Annotated in this window: 15 protein-coding genes; 2 read left to right on the top strand and 13 right to left on the bottom strand. The window is 41.9% G+C overall.

Annotation, left to right across the window (positions count from 1 at the left end):
• Positions 1–2: 2 nt before the first annotated feature.
• The 10 genes from egtD to ABDD94_RS14740 all read right to left on the bottom strand — a co-directional run bounded on the left by egtD (position 3) and on the right by ABDD94_RS14740 (position 9,526).
• Entirely contained in the window at positions 3–1,013 is a 1,011-nt protein-coding gene (gene egtD / locus ABDD94_RS14785; protein WP_345952892.1) for an L-histidine N(alpha)-methyltransferase, read from the bottom strand.
• A gap of 34 nt (positions 1,014–1,047) precedes the next feature.
• On the bottom strand, positions 1,048–2,274 hold the full coding sequence (locus ABDD94_RS14780; protein WP_345952891.1) for an MFS transporter: 1,227 nt from the start codon (positions 2,272–2,274) through the stop codon (positions 1,048–1,050).
• A 222-nt stretch (positions 2,275–2,496) separates the two neighbouring features.
• Positions 2,497–3,366: an alpha/beta hydrolase gene (locus tag ABDD94_RS14775; protein ID WP_345952890.1), complete on the bottom strand. Its 870-nt coding sequence runs from the start codon at positions 3,364–3,366 to the stop codon at positions 2,497–2,499.
• 17 nt (positions 3,367–3,383) lie between these two features.
• A complete protein-coding gene (locus ABDD94_RS14770) occupies positions 3,384–4,292 on the bottom strand; it encodes an alpha/beta hydrolase (RefSeq protein WP_345952889.1) in 909 nt (302 codons plus the stop codon).
• Positions 4,293–4,352: 60 nt separating this feature from the next.
• Complete coding sequence (locus ABDD94_RS14765; protein WP_345952888.1) at positions 4,353–4,892, bottom strand: TetR/AcrR family transcriptional regulator; 540 nt, start codon at positions 4,890–4,892, stop codon at positions 4,353–4,355.
• Positions 4,893–5,723: 831 nt separating this feature from the next.
• The gene (locus ABDD94_RS14760; protein ID WP_345952887.1) at positions 5,724–6,944 is read right to left on the bottom strand and encodes an alpha/beta fold hydrolase; all 1,221 of its coding nucleotides are present in this window, start codon (positions 6,942–6,944) and stop codon (positions 5,724–5,726) included.
• Positions 6,945–6,983: 39 nt separating this feature from the next.
• Positions 6,984–7,325 (bottom strand): hypothetical protein, encoded by a 342-nt coding sequence (locus ABDD94_RS14755; RefSeq protein WP_345952886.1) that lies wholly within the window; start codon positions 7,323–7,325, stop codon positions 6,984–6,986.
• A 75-nt stretch (positions 7,326–7,400) separates the two neighbouring features.
• Positions 7,401–7,934 carry a carboxymuconolactone decarboxylase family protein gene (locus tag ABDD94_RS14750; protein ID WP_345952885.1) on the bottom strand — a complete coding sequence of 178 codons (534 nt, stop codon included), beginning with the start codon at positions 7,932–7,934 and terminating at the stop codon, positions 7,401–7,403.
• 69 nt (positions 7,935–8,003) lie between these two features.
• A complete protein-coding gene (locus ABDD94_RS14745; RefSeq protein WP_345952884.1) occupies positions 8,004–8,540 on the bottom strand; it encodes a DUF417 family protein in 537 nt (178 codons plus the stop codon).
• A gap of 131 nt (positions 8,541–8,671) precedes the next feature.
• The gene (locus ABDD94_RS14740) at positions 8,672–9,526 is read right to left on the bottom strand and encodes a helix-turn-helix domain-containing protein (protein WP_345952883.1); all 855 of its coding nucleotides are present in this window, start codon (positions 9,524–9,526) and stop codon (positions 8,672–8,674) included.
• Between the two features lie 359 nt (positions 9,527–9,885).
• On the opposite strand from ABDD94_RS14740, the gene ABDD94_RS14735 reads away from it, so the two are divergent.
• A complete protein-coding gene (locus tag ABDD94_RS14735; RefSeq protein WP_345952882.1) occupies positions 9,886–10,437 on the top strand; it encodes a TetR/AcrR family transcriptional regulator in 552 nt (183 codons plus the stop codon).
• 189 nt (positions 10,438–10,626) lie between these two features.
• Complete coding sequence (gene egtB / locus ABDD94_RS14730) at positions 10,627–11,814, top strand: ergothioneine biosynthesis protein EgtB (RefSeq protein ID WP_345952881.1); 1,188 nt, start codon at positions 10,627–10,629, stop codon at positions 11,812–11,814.
• 243 nt (positions 11,815–12,057) lie between these two features.
• Here the strand turns inward: egtB and ABDD94_RS14725 are convergent, their stop codons facing one another.
• The 3 genes from ABDD94_RS14725 to ABDD94_RS14715 form a co-directional block, all read right to left on the bottom strand.
• On the bottom strand, positions 12,058–13,383 hold the full coding sequence (locus ABDD94_RS14725; RefSeq protein WP_345952880.1) for a PHB depolymerase family esterase: 1,326 nt from the start codon (positions 13,381–13,383) through the stop codon (positions 12,058–12,060).
• A gap of 738 nt (positions 13,384–14,121) precedes the next feature.
• Positions 14,122–15,630, bottom strand: a complete 1,509-nt coding sequence (locus ABDD94_RS14720; RefSeq protein ID WP_345952879.1) for a hypothetical protein — start codon at positions 15,628–15,630, stop codon at positions 14,122–14,124.
• A gap of 1,308 nt (positions 15,631–16,938) precedes the next feature.
• Complete coding sequence (locus ABDD94_RS14715; protein WP_345952878.1) at positions 16,939–17,586, bottom strand: ion transporter; 648 nt, start codon at positions 17,584–17,586, stop codon at positions 16,939–16,941.
• Positions 17,587–17,603 lie beyond the last annotated feature (17 nt).

Below are 17,603 nucleotides of genomic sequence, written 5' to 3'. Positions count from 1 at the left end.
ATTTAAATTGCTTTCCATATCGCATTTACAAACCAGTTTTTTTGATCTGTGAAGCTTGCTACTGTTTTAAAGGAGGCTTGGTTTCCCAGTTGTCTAACCTCGTCAATGCTGTATTTTTGAGATATTTCTGTAAATATTTGTTCATCCTTAGCAAATGTGACGGTGACCGGGCCGGTCGCAATTTTCATCGTTACTTGCTGGTCGGTCAGGCTGATCAGATAACTTTTGCAACTACCGGTTTCAGGATCATAAAAAGGATAGTGCTCGAAACATGAAAGGTCAAAATCGGCATTGAGTTCCCTGTTGATCCGTTTTAGAAGATTAAGATTAAAGGCACGGGTGATTCCGCCTTTATCGTTATAGGCAGCCAAAACGGTTTTAGGGCTCTTTTTAAGGTCCAAGCCAATTATTGCAAGATCACCTGGTTTCAAATGTCCCCGCAATTCCCGGCAGAAATTCGTTGCTTCTCCCGGTGGCATATTCCCAAGGTTGGAGCCCAAGAATAAGACCACTTTCCTGTTTGATGAAAGCTCTCCGGCTTTTTCTAACATATCAAAATAGTCCCCGTTCATACCTTTCACCTCCAAACCTGGGACCGCTTCCGGCAAATAACGACCTAGAAATTGTATGATGTTTTTTGAGATATCGATAGGCACATATTTGAAATTTGCGCCCATATCGGCCAGATACCGTAGTAAATGCACAGATTTGGTACAATCGCCGGCTCCGAGTTCGATCAGGTCAAATGCTTTACCTGGTGCCATAATTACCTCGGCTAACTCAGCGGTTTTTTGCGTGAATATCTCCAGCTCACATTTGAACGGATAATATTCCTCGCAGTTCATGATCTTCTGAAAAAGCTCGTCACCTTCGTCATCATAAAAGTATTTTGATGGTAACCGCTTTTGAGTTGAGGTTAGACCCTCTAATATATCCCCGCAAAATTCAGGTATTCCTATCTTAACTAACTGATCTTGTTTTAACTGTATGTCATTAAGTGTATTCGGTTCCATTGTATTATTAAAGACAATTCAATATAATGCTGTATTAGTCCAAGAGCTCCCGAATCTCCTGGAGAAGTTTTTCTTCATCTTCATTGTTGATCGGCTTAGGTTTTAAGGTCAACCCAAGGAGTAACATAGCGGTCGCAATAACAACGAGAGTTAACATAGGCACCTGGAAGCCACCTGTCAGGTCACGCAATTTTCCAAGTAACAACGGGCCGCAGCTTGCTAGTAAGTATCCGATCGTCAGCACAAATGCGGTCCAGGCGTTCGTTTCGTCAGGATGATTGGTATTATCCAAAGGAAGTGTCATGCCTAGCGTAAAAGTTCCACCCAGCCCAAAGGCCATAATCGCTATCATCACAAAGGGCGCAAATCCCGGGTTAAATGCGATCATTAACAACCCTGAAAGCGCTATTGCAGAACTAGCCACTAACCAGCCGCGCCGGTCGACGGATTTGCTGAGCGCGCCGAATATGGGGCTGGACAGCATAAAAAAGAAGGTAAAACATCCTAATATGTAACCTGCCGAATTGATGGACATACCGTGTTCGATATACAGCGTTGCCGTCCAGGCCAGCAAAGAGTAAAATAGGAAATTCACACAGGCAAAGAACAAGGCGATACGCCATGCCATACCGTTTTTCCATGGTATTTTTGAGCATCCCGGATCCCGCGGGATTTCAGGAAGTTTACTTTCTTTAGCGTAAACAAATAGCCATGCAATCAGTCCGAACAATGCAGGAAGTGCCCAGATCCCTGTCGCTTCACGCCAGCTATTGGTCAACTTGAGAATAGGCGCGGTTGCCACCGCCGATAGGGTACTGCCAAGGGATAATGAAGTTGAATAAATGCCCATCACGAGTGCGGCTTTTGCCGGGAAGTTTGCTTTTACAAACCCACTCAACAAGGCGCCTGCTATAGCAATGCCAGTACCAATACCTACCGTTGTAAGTAATAAAGTCGTTAAATTATTACTGTAAGCCCTTGCAAGAGTAGAAACGGCAATCACGACCAAAGAGCCTATAATGAGTGGGTTCCTTCCCATTTTATTGACAAGCCAGGGGATCGTTAATGCAAGGACACCCATGAGCAGGTCGGGTATTGATATTAACAGCGCGGCTGAAGCGTGGGATAAACCAAAATACCCTTTTATACTGGCAAGACTAGGCCCTATCGACACCAAAGAGGGTCTCAATGCCAGCGCCACGAGGATTATCCCAATTATTGCGCGTGTATTGTTATTGATAAAACTTTTATGCTCTTTCATTTTTACACTTTATTAACCGGAGCCCTTTCCTTACAATGCCGTTTAATGATGATTGTCCACACGATACATTTCTCAGGTTTTGCAAACAAAGCCCCGCCCGGAAAATAATCGCTAGCAGATCAAGCCATTTTCTTACTCTTTTTTGTTCTCCAGTTCCTCTTTCTATTAAGCTTAAAATGTAAAACAACCTTTCGGCTGCTTTACATTTTGTCGGTCAATATATTAAGCCGGTAGTGTAGCCAAGAATTCTAATATTTCAGATCCGATCTCATTTACATGCGTTTCCAGCGCGAAATGGCCTGTATCAAAGAACTTTACTTTTGCATTTGGCAGATCACGCTTAAAGGCTTCCGCACCGGGAGGTAAGAAAAACGGATCCTTATCGCCCCAGGCCGCTAAAAAGGCTGGTTGATTTTTCCGGAAGTAATCATGAAATGTTGGATATAATGCTACGTTACTCGCGTAATCTTTAAAAAGGTCCAGCTGGATATCCACATTACCTTCCCGGTCAAGGAAATATTGGTCTAAGGTGTAAGATTCTGGTGCAACAAGGGTAGGATCACTTACGCCGCTTAAATACTGCCATTGGGTGGTTCCAAAATCACAAAAGCCGCGCAGGTTATTCCGGTTTTCTTCGGTCGGTTCCGCCCAGTATTTTTGAATAGGGTTCCAGCCTTCACTTAACCCTTCCACGTAGGCATTCCCGTTCTGGCTGATAATGCCGGTGATCTTTTCCGGGTTGGCGACTGCTAAGCGATAACCCACCGGAGCGCCATAATCAAATACTTGAAGCGCGAATCTTTTTAACCCCAATTGGTCGATCAAGCCTTGTATATATTTAGTCAGGTTATCAAAAGTATAGGTAAAGTCGGTATTTTTTGGTGCGTCTGTAAAACCAAAGCCAGGAAGATCTGGCGCGATCACATGGTACTCTTCACTTAACAAGGGTATGAGGTTCCTGTACATATGTGAGGATGTTGGAAACCCATGTAATAACAATACGGTGGGTGCCTCTGCCGGACCTGATTCCCGGTAAAAAATTTCTAGGTCTTCAACTTTTGTTTTCTGATACTTTACTGGTTGTGTTTTCATGATGTTATGGATTAGTTTTATTGAATTTTTGAAAGCAGACAGCTTTGCTCGACTGATTTCTGATTTTGAACTCCTAAAAAGATTTTTATAGTTTCTGCTATTTCCGAATGATGTTCTTCTAATGCAAGGTGGCTGGTATCATACACATGCAACGCTGCTGATGGCACATCTTTCTTGATCGCTTCAGCTGCTGAAAGCGGAAAAAACGCATCATTTTTACCCCATACGAGTAATAAACGGGGTTGCGTATCTTTTAACCATTTTTGCCAGTTTGGATATTCCGCTATGTTCGTACGGTAATTATATAGCAGATCTAATTGTATTTCCTCCTGTCCTGGGCGGTTCAGGTAATACAGCGCGTTGTAATAGTGATCTGGGTTGATCTGGGTGAGATCCTTTGCACCATGCAGGTAAAATAATTTTATGCCCTCCAGTGTCAATAAAGGTTTTACCAGGCTGGTGGTTTCTTCATTCCGATCTTCCAGGTACGGCGCTGCATCTCGCATTGCAGGGCCGAGTCCTTCTTCATAGGCATTTGAATTTTGCAATATGTAATCGCTGAATAAACCGGGTGTGCGGGTAGCGATCCGGAAGGTTAACGGACCTCCATAACCTAACGCGTACACCGCGGGGTGTTCCAGGCCGATTCCAACTATGAACTTCTCTATCGTTTTTGATAGATTATCAAAGGTATAATCATAAACAGACGGACTTGGGCTATCGCTGTTACCAAAACCCGGGCAATCAGGAGCCACCAGGTAGTAATCATCTTTCAGGTCATTCATCAGTTCCTGGAAGGCGCTGGACGCATTAGGCACCCCATTCAATAGCAGGATGTGTTTTTTTGATACGTCTCCCGCTACCCGGTAGAAAATGTTGATTCCGTCGATGTTTACATTCCTATAATTTACTGTGTTATTTTTCATATGATCTTGGTAAATAAAAATTATATATAAAACAGACAACTCTGTTTTAAAAGTAGCAAATTAAAGAAGCTTTTTAATTATTTTACTGGCCGAAATTATCGGCCAGGTATCCAGATGAACCTTGTGGCCGATTAGTGCCCCTTCAAAAAGCGTATAAATTTCGTCAGCCAGATCTTCATTTTCTAAAGGTGCCAATGCTTCGGCAAACAGCCTGCGTACATTATCCTTTTGTTTTTTCACCTGCTCCCTGATCTTGTCAGAATTTTCCGGCAATTCGTAAACCATATTTAGAAAATGGCAGCCATAGAAGTCCTCCGTTTGGACCAGATCTTCCAAATATTCGAAAACCGCTAACAATTTTGCCTTCGGAGTTTCCTGCTTTCTTATTACTTCGGCGAGCGACTCTACAGTCTGTTCCCCTGTAGATTCTAAATAAGCGATCAGCAGGTCTTCTTTTGAGCGGAAAATCTGATAAAAGGTTGACTTAACAACTCCGGACTCTTTAATGATCTGATTAATGCCGGTGTTACTGTAGCCTTGTTTGTAAAACAAACGTGCCGCTGTAATGACGATTACCTCTCTGCCTGACCTCTTTTTCATAAATCAAAGGTAAACAATTATTATTAAAACAGACAAGTCTGTTTTAATAATAATTAGATCGATTTCGATTTGTTGGCATAACTTGTTGATATACAGTTGAATTATTTTAAAAAGAAGTGCAGAATACTACTATCAGGCAAATTCAAGGACGATATTTGATAGGTAATCCAGCTGCATATATTAGGAATGGAACATTTACAATGGAAAGAAGCTTTCATACAGTTCCGTTTTTCCCACTGCATTATAGATGTAAAAGACGTCATTGGTATTGCTAACTCCGGACAAAAGGTCAATTTCAAATCACATATTTTGTGGGTAGCGATTGACACACTGATAAAGAGTATGATTACATCTGTATCAGCAGTTATAACCCTTTGTTGATCTACAACAACCGCGTGCGGCATTCTTCCAAAAACCGACTGCATTGATGTACCGTCTACGCATAGCTGCATCAAGCCGAATGGCTTGGTTTCGGAAATTCTGCATCATGTCTTTCCTTATATACCGTCCAGATAGCCGGAGGGTAATTTTCGGGTTCAGTAGTCGTGATTAACTGTCCTCCTTTTATCATGCCTGTTTATGAAGCCGGTTTAAGATCTCTTGGGCCCCATAGATAGGTGCAATGTAGCCTGCAAGCCTGAACCTCTAATGAAACATTTTACATGTTTGGTTTCCGTTTGAACTTACAAATAATTAAAAACGCGACGAAAAAGGTGGTCAAAAAACGTTGAGATTTCCGACCATTGCTCTAAAGTTCCCGATGAAGTGTTTTGCGCATCAACACCATCAGTTCCCTGGCCCTCCGGCCAGGGAACTGATGGTTAAAATTATTTAGCTGAGTAATGATGTTGCAATTTGAACCGGCAAACTTAGGGTTTGGTGAACCGGACATTTGGCTGCAATTTCCCGTAGCCGCTCTTTTTGCGCTTCATTCAGATTGCCAACGAACCGCAGCTTTTTTGAAAAAGTTTCTAAATGGCTAGGCACACCCGTTCCGTTTGTCATATCATCCTCGTGTTTACGGGCATAGGTGGTGTAAACATAGATGTCTTTGAGATCCCATCCCTTCTTTGCCGCGTATAAGCGGATCGTCATCGTTGTACATGCCGCCAGGGCTGCACTTAGGTAATCGTACGGTGACGGACCGAGGTCTTCGCCTCCAATTTCTATGGGTTCATCCGCAATTAATGAATGACTTACGGTTTGCAGCGCAGTCATGAACCGGTGTTCCTGCAAATTAAGGTGACCTACTAACTGTTCTCCTGCTGTATCCAGCATTCTATTGGGCTCAAACGGAATATAACGGGAAGCCCAGGCAGCAATGATTTCAGCAGCATATAAGCTATCTGCTTTTTTTGTCAGCAGATGATCCGCATCATCCAGTGACACGAAACTTTTAGGATGCCTTGCGCTGTGATATAAACTTTGAGCATTTTCAATACCCACAATGGAATCACCAGGCGCGTGTAAGAAAAGCACTGCCTTATGCAGTTGCGAAAGAATATCATTCAGATCAACATTTTCCATTTCTTCAAGAAATGTTTTTGTGATCTTAAATGGGCGACCGCCAATATTGACCTCCCACTCCGGTCCACCAGTTTCGTCGGTGTTCGTGACACTGATATGTTTTTTTACATGATCGACTCCTGCCGGTGCGCCAATTGTCGCTACAGCTTTGACCTCGGGTAACATTGCTGCTGCTGCAATTACGGCAGCGCCGCCTAAAGAATGTCCCACTAAAAGGGATGGCGCAGCATAATGTTTTTTCAGATGTTGAGAGACGGCGACCAGGTCGTTGATATTTGCAGAGAAATGACTTTCTGAAAATGTACCTTCACTCTTACCAAGGCCTGTGAAGTCAAAACGAACGACTCCAAAACCGTGAGTTGTAAGCGCAGTGCTGATGTGCCTGACAGCATTAAGATTTATGTTGCAAGTGAAGCAATGGGCAAATATTGCATAATGCGCGGGCTGTCCATTTGGCGGCAAATCAAGATAAGCGTTCAGTCTGTAACCCTTATCATTCATAATTTCTAGTTTTTGGCTTTCCATGATGTGAGGTGGATTTTTATTGCACTTGCTTGTTCCTTATCAGGCGTAAATGCAATCTTCTCTTTTTTGTAAGATCAGTTTTGCATGCGTAATATTTTTGTTGTTAATGTGTTTGCCATCATCGGATATATTTAAAATGACATCTATAAAAATTTGAATCGATTTGCGGAGACGAATTCTATGGTATCTCTCTGCCGTCCCCGGAATTTCTGCTTCGCTAATCATTTTAATTACTTGTGATTCGATTGCTGACACATCAAAGTGGTGCTGGAAAAGAAATGCGTAGTCCGACAGGTCTACCGGAGTACTCTTCCCCCAAGCATCAAAAAATGATTCTTTAATGTATTGTCCCCAGTCCATCATCTTGTTATCTTGAGTCATTGTCCGGATTATTACAAGTTTTTTTAAGTAATAAGGCCTGTACAATTTCGCACAGGCCTTTACATGTTATATTCATTAAATCGCGGGTGCTGCCGGAAAATCTATGGGCACTGCAGTCAAGGCAAAAATATAATTGGTGATGGTTTTGTCACCAACTACTATAACTACATCGATAAGCGATCCTTCATTGTAACCCGCAGTAAAGAAGTTTTCTACCAGTTGCGGGTCAGCATGACCTTTATTTTCTGCAATACTTTTGGTGACTTTTACCAGTGCATCTAATTTAGGGTCGAAGGTGATTTCGCCGCGACGGATTTCTATAATTTGGTCATCTGTAAAACCTTGCATTTTTGAAATGGCTGTATGTGCCGCCAGACAATATTCACAGCCGTTTACCTGGCTGACAATCAGGTTTACAACTTCTTTTTCTTTCGGCCTAAGAGACGTCTTAGCGCCGGATAAGACTAAATAGGTACCTAAGGCATTTTCGGAGTGCGCGTAGACTGCGAACAGATTTGGTACGGTCCCTATATTTTTCGTCAAGGTGTCAAATAGTGCTTGATTTGCTGTTGATACTTGTTCTCTTGTTGGAACTGCAATTGATTTCATGATATTATTTTTTAATGTTATTGATAAATTAATTATTTTGACAAAGCTGCCAGATGGGGAGGCATTAATCTAATTGGTCTTGCGTTGCGCTAATACGGCTTTATGTCCAAATTTGGTAATCAGGTAGAAGGATGCTCCAAGATTGATGATGTCCTTAAAAAGGAAGAGGCCTAAAAAGCTCATGTAGTTGATGCCGTTTACAGCGACCAAAGCTCCGGGCGTCGTGATAACCATGGTACTGGTTATGAAAAACATGACAACTGCAATAGCCCCTCCAATGATACCTGCCTGCGGTTTAAACAAACCGATGATGATCAATATTGCTGCCACCACTTCTGTTAAACCGATCAGGTCCGAGCCCGGATATACGCCGAACACTTTAAAATGCCAGCTTATCAGGGGACTGTTATCTACCAGTGGTACAATACCGTCGGCTCCCGGTACCGTCATTTTGTAGGAACCCGCCCATAAAAGCATAACGACCATCCCGGCCGTAATGACGAGGAAAGGAACGTTATGACGGCTTACCCATGAGGCGGCCTTAAGTGCGATATTTTCTTTTTTTAAATCGTTTAAATCAAGGTTGTGTAATTCTGAGGTTTTCATTGTTTAAGTTTTTTGTTTTTGATTATTTGATGATTCAAAGGTCGATCAAAACTATCATCGCAAAAACGACAGGACTGCCCGACAAGTGGTCTGGATTTCCCGATTATCACACATACCCTCTCAAATATCTTTTAACGCACTAATAAGTTGGCCTTTTTTTTTACGTCCATCACCGATTGGCCCGTCAGCCTTTTGAAAAATTTACCGAAATGCCCAGCATCTTCGAAGCCTAATTCGTACGCGATTTCCTTTGCCGTTTTATCGGTGTAAAAAAACAAGCGTTTCGCTTCCTGTGCGAGTCTTTCCTGAATAATTTGTATAGGAGTTTTGTGATTGTACAGCGCAAATAAGTTTGACAAGGTTTTAGGTGATTTATAAAGCTGACCTGCATAGAAACTGACCTGGTGCTCTTTTTTATAATGTGTCTCGACAAGGAAATTATACTTACGGATTATGTCGAGTTTATCAACGGGCAGGTCATTATTTATATATTGATCCTTTGCTAAACGGGTCACAATAATGATTAACCGTTTTAAGAGTACCTGCATCATTTCACCCTGAATCTGATGCGTTGTCTCGAATTCATCCTTAATCATTTCCAGCATCTTTTCCATTCTATCTAAATCATCCTCACTCAGCCGGATGAACATCTTTTCTGGCTGACCGTAAAAAATAAAGCCAACACAGCTAACCTCCTTGTCATGGTCCACTATGCAATAGAAATCCCGACTGAATTGCCACGCAACGATATCTGTAGCTTTTGGTAGATAAAAATTTTCGCTGGTCATTAAGCAATGGATCGTATTAGCGGGGAAGTTATAGGAGTAGTTATCAATAACGATGGCCTGGTCTTCTCCACGGTTCCAGGCAATGGTCAATAATTTCTCCTTTTGATCTTTGCCATAAAAATCGCGGTCAAAAGTTGATTCTCCGGAAACCATTCGGAATAGGGCATTAGTTTGTCCATGAAAGTACTGGTGTATCATTACAACTTTAAGTATTAGTTCATCTATCTGTATCTTTTTAGTGTCTTTTCAACGCAATCACTTATAAACCTTTTATCAGCGCGTGAACAAATTGTTATCAATTCTCGATGGGTTATAAGTAGTGCTGTTGGAAAGGATGAGATACTGAACAAATATAATAAAACAGACTGACTTGTTTTTATTTTTTCACAACTTATTCGTTTATCTTTCTGGCTAAAAAGAGCAGCATCGATTGCGTTGAAGCCGGGTTAATAGAAGAGCTTAATTCACATCTATTTTTAATCATGGACCGGTTATATACTCATAATTTTGACGTAAAACAGACTTGTCGGTGTGTGCAAAACTTATAGATTTGTCTTATGCGCAACGAGAGAAAAAATGCTGTACGACAAACTATCATTGATACAGCTTCCCGGCTGTTTTATAAACAAGGATACTTAAATACCGGAATCAATCAGATCATAGAAGAATCCGGTGTCGTGAAGTCTACCCTCTACACCGCTTTTCGTACTAAGGAAGATATTCTCATGGAATATTTGATTCAATCCGGAGCTGCAACGGACGAAGCCTTAAAGACCGCAGCAGACAAGGGTAAAGATCCCAAAGCGAAAATTTTATCAGTTTTTGATTATCTCATTAAGCTTGTTCAGGAAAAGGACTTTAACGGTTGTAACTTTTTAAACTTGATTTCTGAAGTTCCCATGGACGCCGAACGTGTTGTGAAACAAATTCAAAAGCAAAAGAATGGCGTCAGGGCATTGTTTTCAGGTATACTGGAATCGGTCGAAAAGGAGTCCCTTGCGGATGAAATTTATATTCTTTTTGAAGGAGCGCTTATAGCCAACAAAGTTCACCATAAAGTATGGCCAGTTGAAAGCGCCAAAAAGATAGCCGAAAAATTGCTTTCTTAAATGCGGTATGCCAACTGGAACAAGGAGGATTAACTATTTGAGCAGCTAAAAGAACTTAAAACGGTCCAGCTTATGGATTCGTACCAACATCAACTTTCCATAATAAAACAAAGCAGTCTGTTTTTTTTATAGCTTGTACTACCTTTAAATGTTAAAGAGATCGCAATTTTGAACTTAAACTCACTCAAGATGGAAATCAAACCACAGCCGACGCAAATCTTTAGCGATATACGCATGAATTACCGTGTCAATCGACAAAGAACAGAGGAAATTTGCAAGCACCTGGAATTAGAAGATTATGTCGTTCAGCCCATTGCGGATGTAAGTCCACCTAAATGGCACCTCGGTCATACATCATGGTTTTTCGAGACGTTCATATTAAAGCCCTACGTTCAGGCTTATCAGGAATTCAACGCAGAATTCAATTTTGTTTTTAACAGCTATTATGAAGCTATTGGAAAGCGCGTTATCCGGACGGATCGGGGGAACCTAAGCCGCCCGACCGTGATGGACGTCTATAAGTACCGCAGGTACGTGGACAATGCCATGGATCATTTATTGAAACACATCAATAACCATCCGGAACTTCTGCAGTTGGTAATTACTGGACTTAATCACGAACAACAGCACCAGGAATTACTTCTGTCAGATATCAAATACATCCTCGGACATAACCCACTGTTTCCAGTTTACCATAAAGACGAAGCTCCTTTGCCGGCTTTGACGACCGAGTCGCCCAGTATGATTACTATCAACGAAGGTATTTATGAGATTGGTTATAAAGGGGAGGGCTTTTATTGGGACAACGAGAAAGGCTTGCACAAGGTATACTTGAAGCAGTTTGAGATCAGCGATCGGCTCGTAACCAACGGTGAATTTATGCAGTTTATTAACGATGGCGGTTATAAAAACTTCGAATTCTGGCATGCGGAAGGGTGGGAGTGGGTCAACTCGAATCAGATATATTCGCCTTTGTACTGGCATTTGATTGAAGGACAATGGATGAATTACTCATTTCGTGGTTTAGAGCCGGTTCGTGAAAGTGAGCCTGTTTGTCATGTAAGCTATTATGAAGCCTATGCGTATGCTGCCTGGCGAGGGATGAGGTTGCCGACCGAATTCGAATGGGAAACAGCCGCTAACCGTTTTTCCTGGGGCGAGCGCTGGGAATGGACCGCTAGTGCTTATTTACCATACCCGGATTTTACTAAAGCTGAGGGAACTTTGGGGGAATACAACGGTAAATTTATGATCAATCAGCAGGTTCTGAGAGGAGCCTCCGAAGCTACACCATTAAACCATAGCCGTCGTACATATCGTAATTTCTTTCAAACACATCAAAGGTGGCAGTTTACCGGAATTCGCCTAGCACAATAATCTCAAAATAATAAGGCCTGCAAAAAAGTAGAAGACCTTGAGTGCCCGGCATTGGTAAGTCATTTTAAGTCGTTGATGATTACTTGTAGTAGAATGACGGCTCATCAAAATTTCAGATTAAGGGGTTAGCACTTGCCTTTAATGCGCAGACTGTCCAATCTCCCGGTTACAAAGCATTGAGTCCTCAGATTTGCATGTATCAAATCTGTAAAACAAAGGTTGACGCACTGGTTTCGTGAGGGGCTAACGATCGGCAATTGCTCGAACTGCCTTGCTTTTCATGCTTTCTACGTCTGACCAGTTCACATTACTGACCTGATACCGGTAAGTACCTCCAGCTTTGATACTCGTGTCGCGGAAGGTCATTTCCGGTGCTGGTATCGGTGCCGGCTGGTCTCCATCGTTCCAACGCTGATAACCGGTTTGCTTGCTATATTTGGTCTTGGTACGGTATTGGAGCTTTTGAAGATACTTTCCGTTCCTATAGATGATAAATGTCTTGATGCCGCTTTCAAGATCGGGAAAAGCATTCCAGTACAGCACGATCTGGTTCTTAAGGGAGGTCGTCCGAAGATTAAAGGGGGCGGGTGGCGGTGTATGATCGGTTACAGTACCGCTTACCATATACTCCGCCCATTTCTCTGCAAGTGTCCTGGTCGGAAACCAATTCGAGGCAAACTGGTTTCCGATATAATGTTTGACTGGGGCAATCGCTTTTGTAGCCGTATCGCCCAGCCAACCATTTTTTGCAGGAATATCCCGTAAAGTGCTGTCTCCCGCACGAATCGGCAGCCTCATTTTTAAGCAGGCGTCTATCCAGGGAATTGCCAAAAACCTTAAATCATGAACTTGGTGTCCATCCATGGCAGACTCCACAACTGGGTTGACAGCATGCGCCCAGAGCGCGCCGCTTTTTCTGCCGTTTGCTACAATCTCCGCATTGTTATAACAGATATCTTTGATACCGTTATGATGAAGCATCGGCACTTTACGCGCTGCGGCTATAGGAGAAATATCCACGCCGCAGGCTTCCGCAACGGCTACAGCAACCCGCCCTGGGTATTTTCCCGCCATCGCTGTGATCCAGAGTGAGCCTCCCGAATGGCCCCATAGCGTCCAAGGTACTGATTTGACTTCTGGGTGATCCGTCTTGTCAGCTAACCTGTTGAGCATTTCCAGGAAAACCGGCTCAGAGCCGTTATCCGGATTATACCAATTGATACAATTCTTAGCATTGCCACCTGAAATGAATTTGGGGGCTACGAGAGCGGAATGCCACTTTTTTGCCAGCTGCCGCCATTGGACATCATGCATCATCTGTTCGGCATCACCCTCCCGCGTGCAGCCATGTAAGTGCACGATGATCGTTCGTATAGGTCCAACATCATTCGGAATCCAGGCGTAGCAGGTCGCATCGTCAATCAAGTTCCCCTGCTTGGGGATGACGAAGTCATAAAGCTGTCCGTCTGCCTGGGATTGCCTGTTCAGGGTATAGGCGGAGATCACGAAAGTACTCACTAAGAATATTAAAAGCGTTAGGGTTATGCCGGATTTAAATTCGCTATTCATTTAGCAATTGATTTTTATAAGGGATAGTTAATTTCCTGGACCTTTGCCAAGATAGGACCGGTTAATAACAAAATCTTAAAAAAACCTTAACGGGGAGATAGCGCTTCCGATTGTCAATGCAAATGGATAGGATAGAATTCAGCAACATTGACTTTCAATCCGTAAATCATAAACACTGTTGTAAAGCGCAGCACTTTTCAGTAATTTACGATCATCAGATGTCCTATTAACCGAGTTCAGGCCTAACCTTTCATAGCATAATAAGATAACTATCTGTTGACCCTTTTAATCACATCAAAGATTTGTAGCACTAAAATACTGCATCCTACTACGATGACTGAGTCTAAGATAAAATTCACCGCCGAAAAGGAGTCGACGCTTCCCACACCCATCTCTGCTTTAAAGTGTCGCGTTTCAAAGAAGGTAAACGGAAATCCAATACTTGCAAGTGTGGTATCATTGAACCGCACGGAGCAGGCCATGAAAATTACAAAACACAGCAAAAGGTACATCGACCGCATCATATATTGAAATAACCTAATAATTCAAAGATTTGATTTTCAGTGTGCACCTTTAAGTTTTGAAAGAAGATAAGACACGCTAGCGTACTTTCTCAAAAATTTAATTTTAGCAACTTTGATTCGCATTTCGCTAATTTCTTCGTTTCCTATTAAATACGCTGACCCGGACCGGCTGCTAATCTTCGAAGAGTTTAAAGGTTTTAACCCGCTTTCTTGCTTATTTTACATAAGCTGTTATAAAATCAATTGCGTGTTTTGGATTGTCTTGAATCAGGTAATGCCCTTGGCCTTTTCTGATGATTACGGTGATATTACCCCCTAATCGTTTGTATCGCTTTTGGGCTAGTAGCGTTTGATTATTTGCGGAGTTATCCAAGCTGCCGGAAATAAGTAATAAGGGGACTTTGGCTTTCGCCAATGGTCCAAGATTATCAATAGGTTGTATTTTTGACATCAATCGGGTTTTTAGAACCGGATTTTCAGCATATATACAGGCAACCTTATCAGGGTTTTCGGTAGCCCAGGCTATTGATTCGCCTGCTGCTCCACCATATCCTTCAATGACCGGCTTGGTGGAAAATCCATTGCCGATAAAGTGTTTGTAAATGATGTTCCATTGTTCAAGTACCGGGCCATCATAATCATAAGGCACAGCACCGGTAACAATAAAGAACCCTTTAGCTAACAGCACATTATCAACTGCTGCATCTCGCTTAACATAGTCAGATCTAAAAACCCAAGGATGACCAGGTGCAGGTTTATTGGGCTCAAGTACTGTAACGAATGATTGTATGCCACGTAATTGAACGTGGTATTTGGCGTAACAACCTGTGAATAATGGCCCGCGAAAAGTAATATCAGCTCCTTCAGCAGGAACGTTCTTTGTCACAGATGTCGTATTATAAAACCAGCTGCGACCATAAGCACCCGCTGCAAAAGCTGGAATAGGCGCCTTAACCTCGTTTACGCTATGCTCAATAAAGTCTGCAATGATTTTCGGGTCGTGCAAGCTGTGCGGATGATGACCAAAACCTTCTTTTACCATTACCGATATGCGGCCACCGAACTGCAAATAAATATTTTCGATTGGTAGGGAGGCTATCTGATATAAAGGATCAAAACTTCCACAAATATGCAGTAAGGGCACATCATATTTTGCCAAATTGCCCAATTTCATCAATATGTCGTTATTGGCAGCTGGGTTATCGGCATAGATACAGGAAACCTTATCCGGGTGATTGGTGGCCCATGTATATTCAAATTCACCACCACGGCTCATACCAACGAAGGCGGGTTTAGAGGATAAGCCAAGATTAGTTAAAAATCTATACCATGCATCCCATTCTTTGCCAGGGCGGAGTGCCGCATTCGCAGAAATATAAGCTATATAAAAGCCACGATGCAGCAGTTCAACTTCGCCCTGGGGCTGGTGATCCCAATAGCAGCCCTGCCACGACCACGGATTTCCCCGGGCAGGTTTATCAGGCACTATTATTACACAACGGTGTTTGCCTTTAGGCGGATCCGTTATGCCAAACCTCTCGCCTTCAGGAGCTTTAAAAGGAGTTATTTCCAACGTTTGATCATCCATAATGAAATCATAACGAACGAAACCCTCATGCCAGGTGCTTCTCTCACCGTTAAAAACCACCGTTTGTTGGGCTTTCAGGGTATGTGTTAGGAATAAATGGAATAATGTTATACAGAATACTTTACCTGCTTTCATGATGATTATTTTTCCAGAGTGTTGTTTTTGCTATTTTTACTTACGGTACTCGGACAGTTAATTGCGCTTTTCTTTATTCATTTTATTTCATTTCTAGCCGCCTCATCAACAGCCTAGGTGCGCGTCATCTTAGTAATGTACCCTATAAAAAATTTAATCCAGGTCTATTGTTATGATGGCTTTGTGTGTTGCAATTCTTATAGGATTGTTTATCCTCTTGATCGTTAATGATTTTATACAAATCGCCCTAGTGAGTCGCAGAAATTTTTGTTCCTTGCGTTATACAGGCTGAACTTAATAGGGACACTGATAACCAACCTAGGAATACCGATTTCAAAAATTTCTTTTTCATAATCTAATAAAGAGTTTTGATCTAAGCTATTCGCTACAGTATCAGCTGTCTTGCCAAAACGAAAATAATTATATCAGCCCCATCAGTAAACTATTTATCATTTGCGAGCAAAACAAATGACAAATGTTAATTGCAACTTAAAAAAACATTAATTCGCTTGAATCAAGTTCATTGAAAATTTCAAAACAGCACATACTCATAATGCAATCTTTTTATTTCCGATTAATGCCAGCCACTTAATAGGAAAAGGCCTGGCAAATTGAATAGCTCACCTCCCTTGGGAAATTAGAGTTAAACCAATCAGAATAAATTATTATTGAAAAATTAGCTAAGATTTTAGGTAAATGATTATACCGTAAATTTTATATTTTCAGAATGATTTAGTTATTTTACCTAACGAAAAGCAAGTAAGAGATTCTGGCGTGAATCATGCACCACAGGAGATAAAAGTACATAATTCGTTGAGGTTCAGTTAATTAAATTTCGGGTTCATTTCCCTCCCTCACCGCCAAGTTGATCATCAAAACACATCTAAATCCTGTAATTCAATAAATTACAGGATTTTTTCGTTTCCAGGGTTGCTCGTATTATAATGAAGGGAGACCTTTAGATTTTTAAGGAAGATCTGATCAGGGAAATCACAGTTATCTTAAGCAATAAAGAATAGAGTAAGAATGAATAGCTAAGAAGCTGTCAGGCTGGAAGGATGCTCAATGTTTCACCAAACACGCTTCAGGCGCTACGGGTGAGTGGTAAATTACGGTTTACCAAGGTCGGCAGCATTTTTTATTACAAGCAGAATAATATAAATCAGAGGTTAAATTTAGAAACACAATTGCACCTTTTTATAAGTCTATCTAGGTACACTCTTCAGGAAGTTTAAAATAAATATAAAGAAGGTATAGGACGCAAGTATTAAGTGTATCTATCTACCTGCCGAAATCCGGCGGAAGGTGCTACTTTTCAACGAACCAACTTGCTATATAAACGGTGAATGTACCGAAGAGACCTACCCCTGCTGTCATTAATACCGCCGCAATGATCCGACCTTCCGTGGTTACCGGGAACTTATCACCATATCCCACCGTAGTTATTGTCACATAAGACCACCATATCGCATCTTCAGCGGATTTGATAATGCTTGCGGGGTCCTTTTCGACTTGCAAGATCGCTATCGACGAAAATATAATGAGTAATACTGCAAGAATAGCTACGGATGTGAATGCACCCTTGGCCTTGTTTCTGAATACGTGTTTAACGAACATCTGGGTGGAGCGAAACGCCCTGATCAGGCGCAGGAGCCGTATCAGTCTCAGTACCCTGCCTGCCCTTAGGTAACTCACTGCAGGAATACTGGATATAAGATCAATCCAACCCCATTTCATAAAAACAACTTTGTTTTCAGCACGATAAAAGCGAATACAAAATTCAGCGAAGAAAAACACACATATCACATTATCAATGTAGGTCAGTAGAATGGAGGTTTCTTCAGGGAGTTTAAAGATGGTATCCGTCAGAATAGCCAGCAAAACGTAAACGGACAGGACAAATACGATCAAATTCAGTGGACCAAGCTGGTTGTTTTTGTTTGAAGCGGTGAACATTGGTTTGGGTTTACGAC

Origin of the sequence: Mucilaginibacter sp. PAMB04168 (assembly GCF_039634365.2) — a bacterium.
GTDB lineage: Bacteria > Bacteroidota > Bacteroidia > Sphingobacteriales > Sphingobacteriaceae > Mucilaginibacter.
The sequence above is the reverse complement of the archived record's forward strand: the minus strand, read 5'-3'. Positions and strand labels throughout refer to the sequence as shown.

Bases quoted from the DNA above. Each gene is read 5' to 3' on its own strand.
- egtB (WP_345952881.1), top strand. From the start codon at position 10,627: ATGGAAATCAAACCACAGCCGACGCAAATCTTTAGCGATATACGCATG.
- ABDD94_RS14770 (WP_345952889.1), bottom strand. From the start codon at position 4,292: ATGAAAAATAACACAGTAAATTATAGGAATGTAAACATCGACGGAATC.
- ABDD94_RS14775 (WP_345952890.1), bottom strand. From the start codon at position 3,366: ATGAAAACACAACCAGTAAAGTATCAGAAAACAAAAGTTGAAGACCTA.
- ABDD94_RS14780 (WP_345952891.1), bottom strand. From the start codon at position 2,274: ATGAAAGAGCATAAAAGTTTTATCAATAACAATACACGCGCAATAATT.
- ABDD94_RS14735 (WP_345952882.1), top strand. From the start codon at position 9,886: ATGCGCAACGAGAGAAAAAATGCTGTACGACAAACTATCATTGATACA.
- ABDD94_RS14760 (WP_345952887.1), bottom strand. From the start codon at position 6,944: ATGGAAAGCCAAAAACTAGAAATTATGAATGATAAGGGTTACAGACTG.
- ABDD94_RS14740 (WP_345952883.1), bottom strand. From the start codon at position 9,526: ATGATACACCAGTACTTTCATGGACAAACTAATGCCCTATTCCGAATG.
- ABDD94_RS14715 (WP_345952878.1), bottom strand. From the start codon at position 17,586: ATGTTCACCGCTTCAAACAAAAACAACCAGCTTGGTCCACTGAATTTG.
- ABDD94_RS14750 (WP_345952885.1), bottom strand. From the start codon at position 7,934: ATGAAATCAATTGCAGTTCCAACAAGAGAACAAGTATCAACAGCAAAT.
- ABDD94_RS14765 (WP_345952888.1), bottom strand. From the start codon at position 4,892: ATGAAAAAGAGGTCAGGCAGAGAGGTAATCGTCATTACAGCGGCACGT.
- ABDD94_RS14720 (WP_345952879.1), bottom strand. From the start codon at position 15,630: ATGAAAGCAGGTAAAGTATTCTGTATAACATTATTCCATTTATTCCTA.
- ABDD94_RS14725 (WP_345952880.1), bottom strand. From the start codon at position 13,383: ATGAATAGCGAATTTAAATCCGGCATAACCCTAACGCTTTTAATATTC.
- ABDD94_RS14755 (WP_345952886.1), bottom strand. From the start codon at position 7,325: ATGACTCAAGATAACAAGATGATGGACTGGGGACAATACATTAAAGAA.
- egtD (WP_345952892.1), bottom strand. From the start codon at position 1,013: ATGGAACCGAATACACTTAATGACATACAGTTAAAACAAGATCAGTTA.
- ABDD94_RS14745 (WP_345952884.1), bottom strand. From the start codon at position 8,540: ATGAAAACCTCAGAATTACACAACCTTGATTTAAACGATTTAAAAAAA.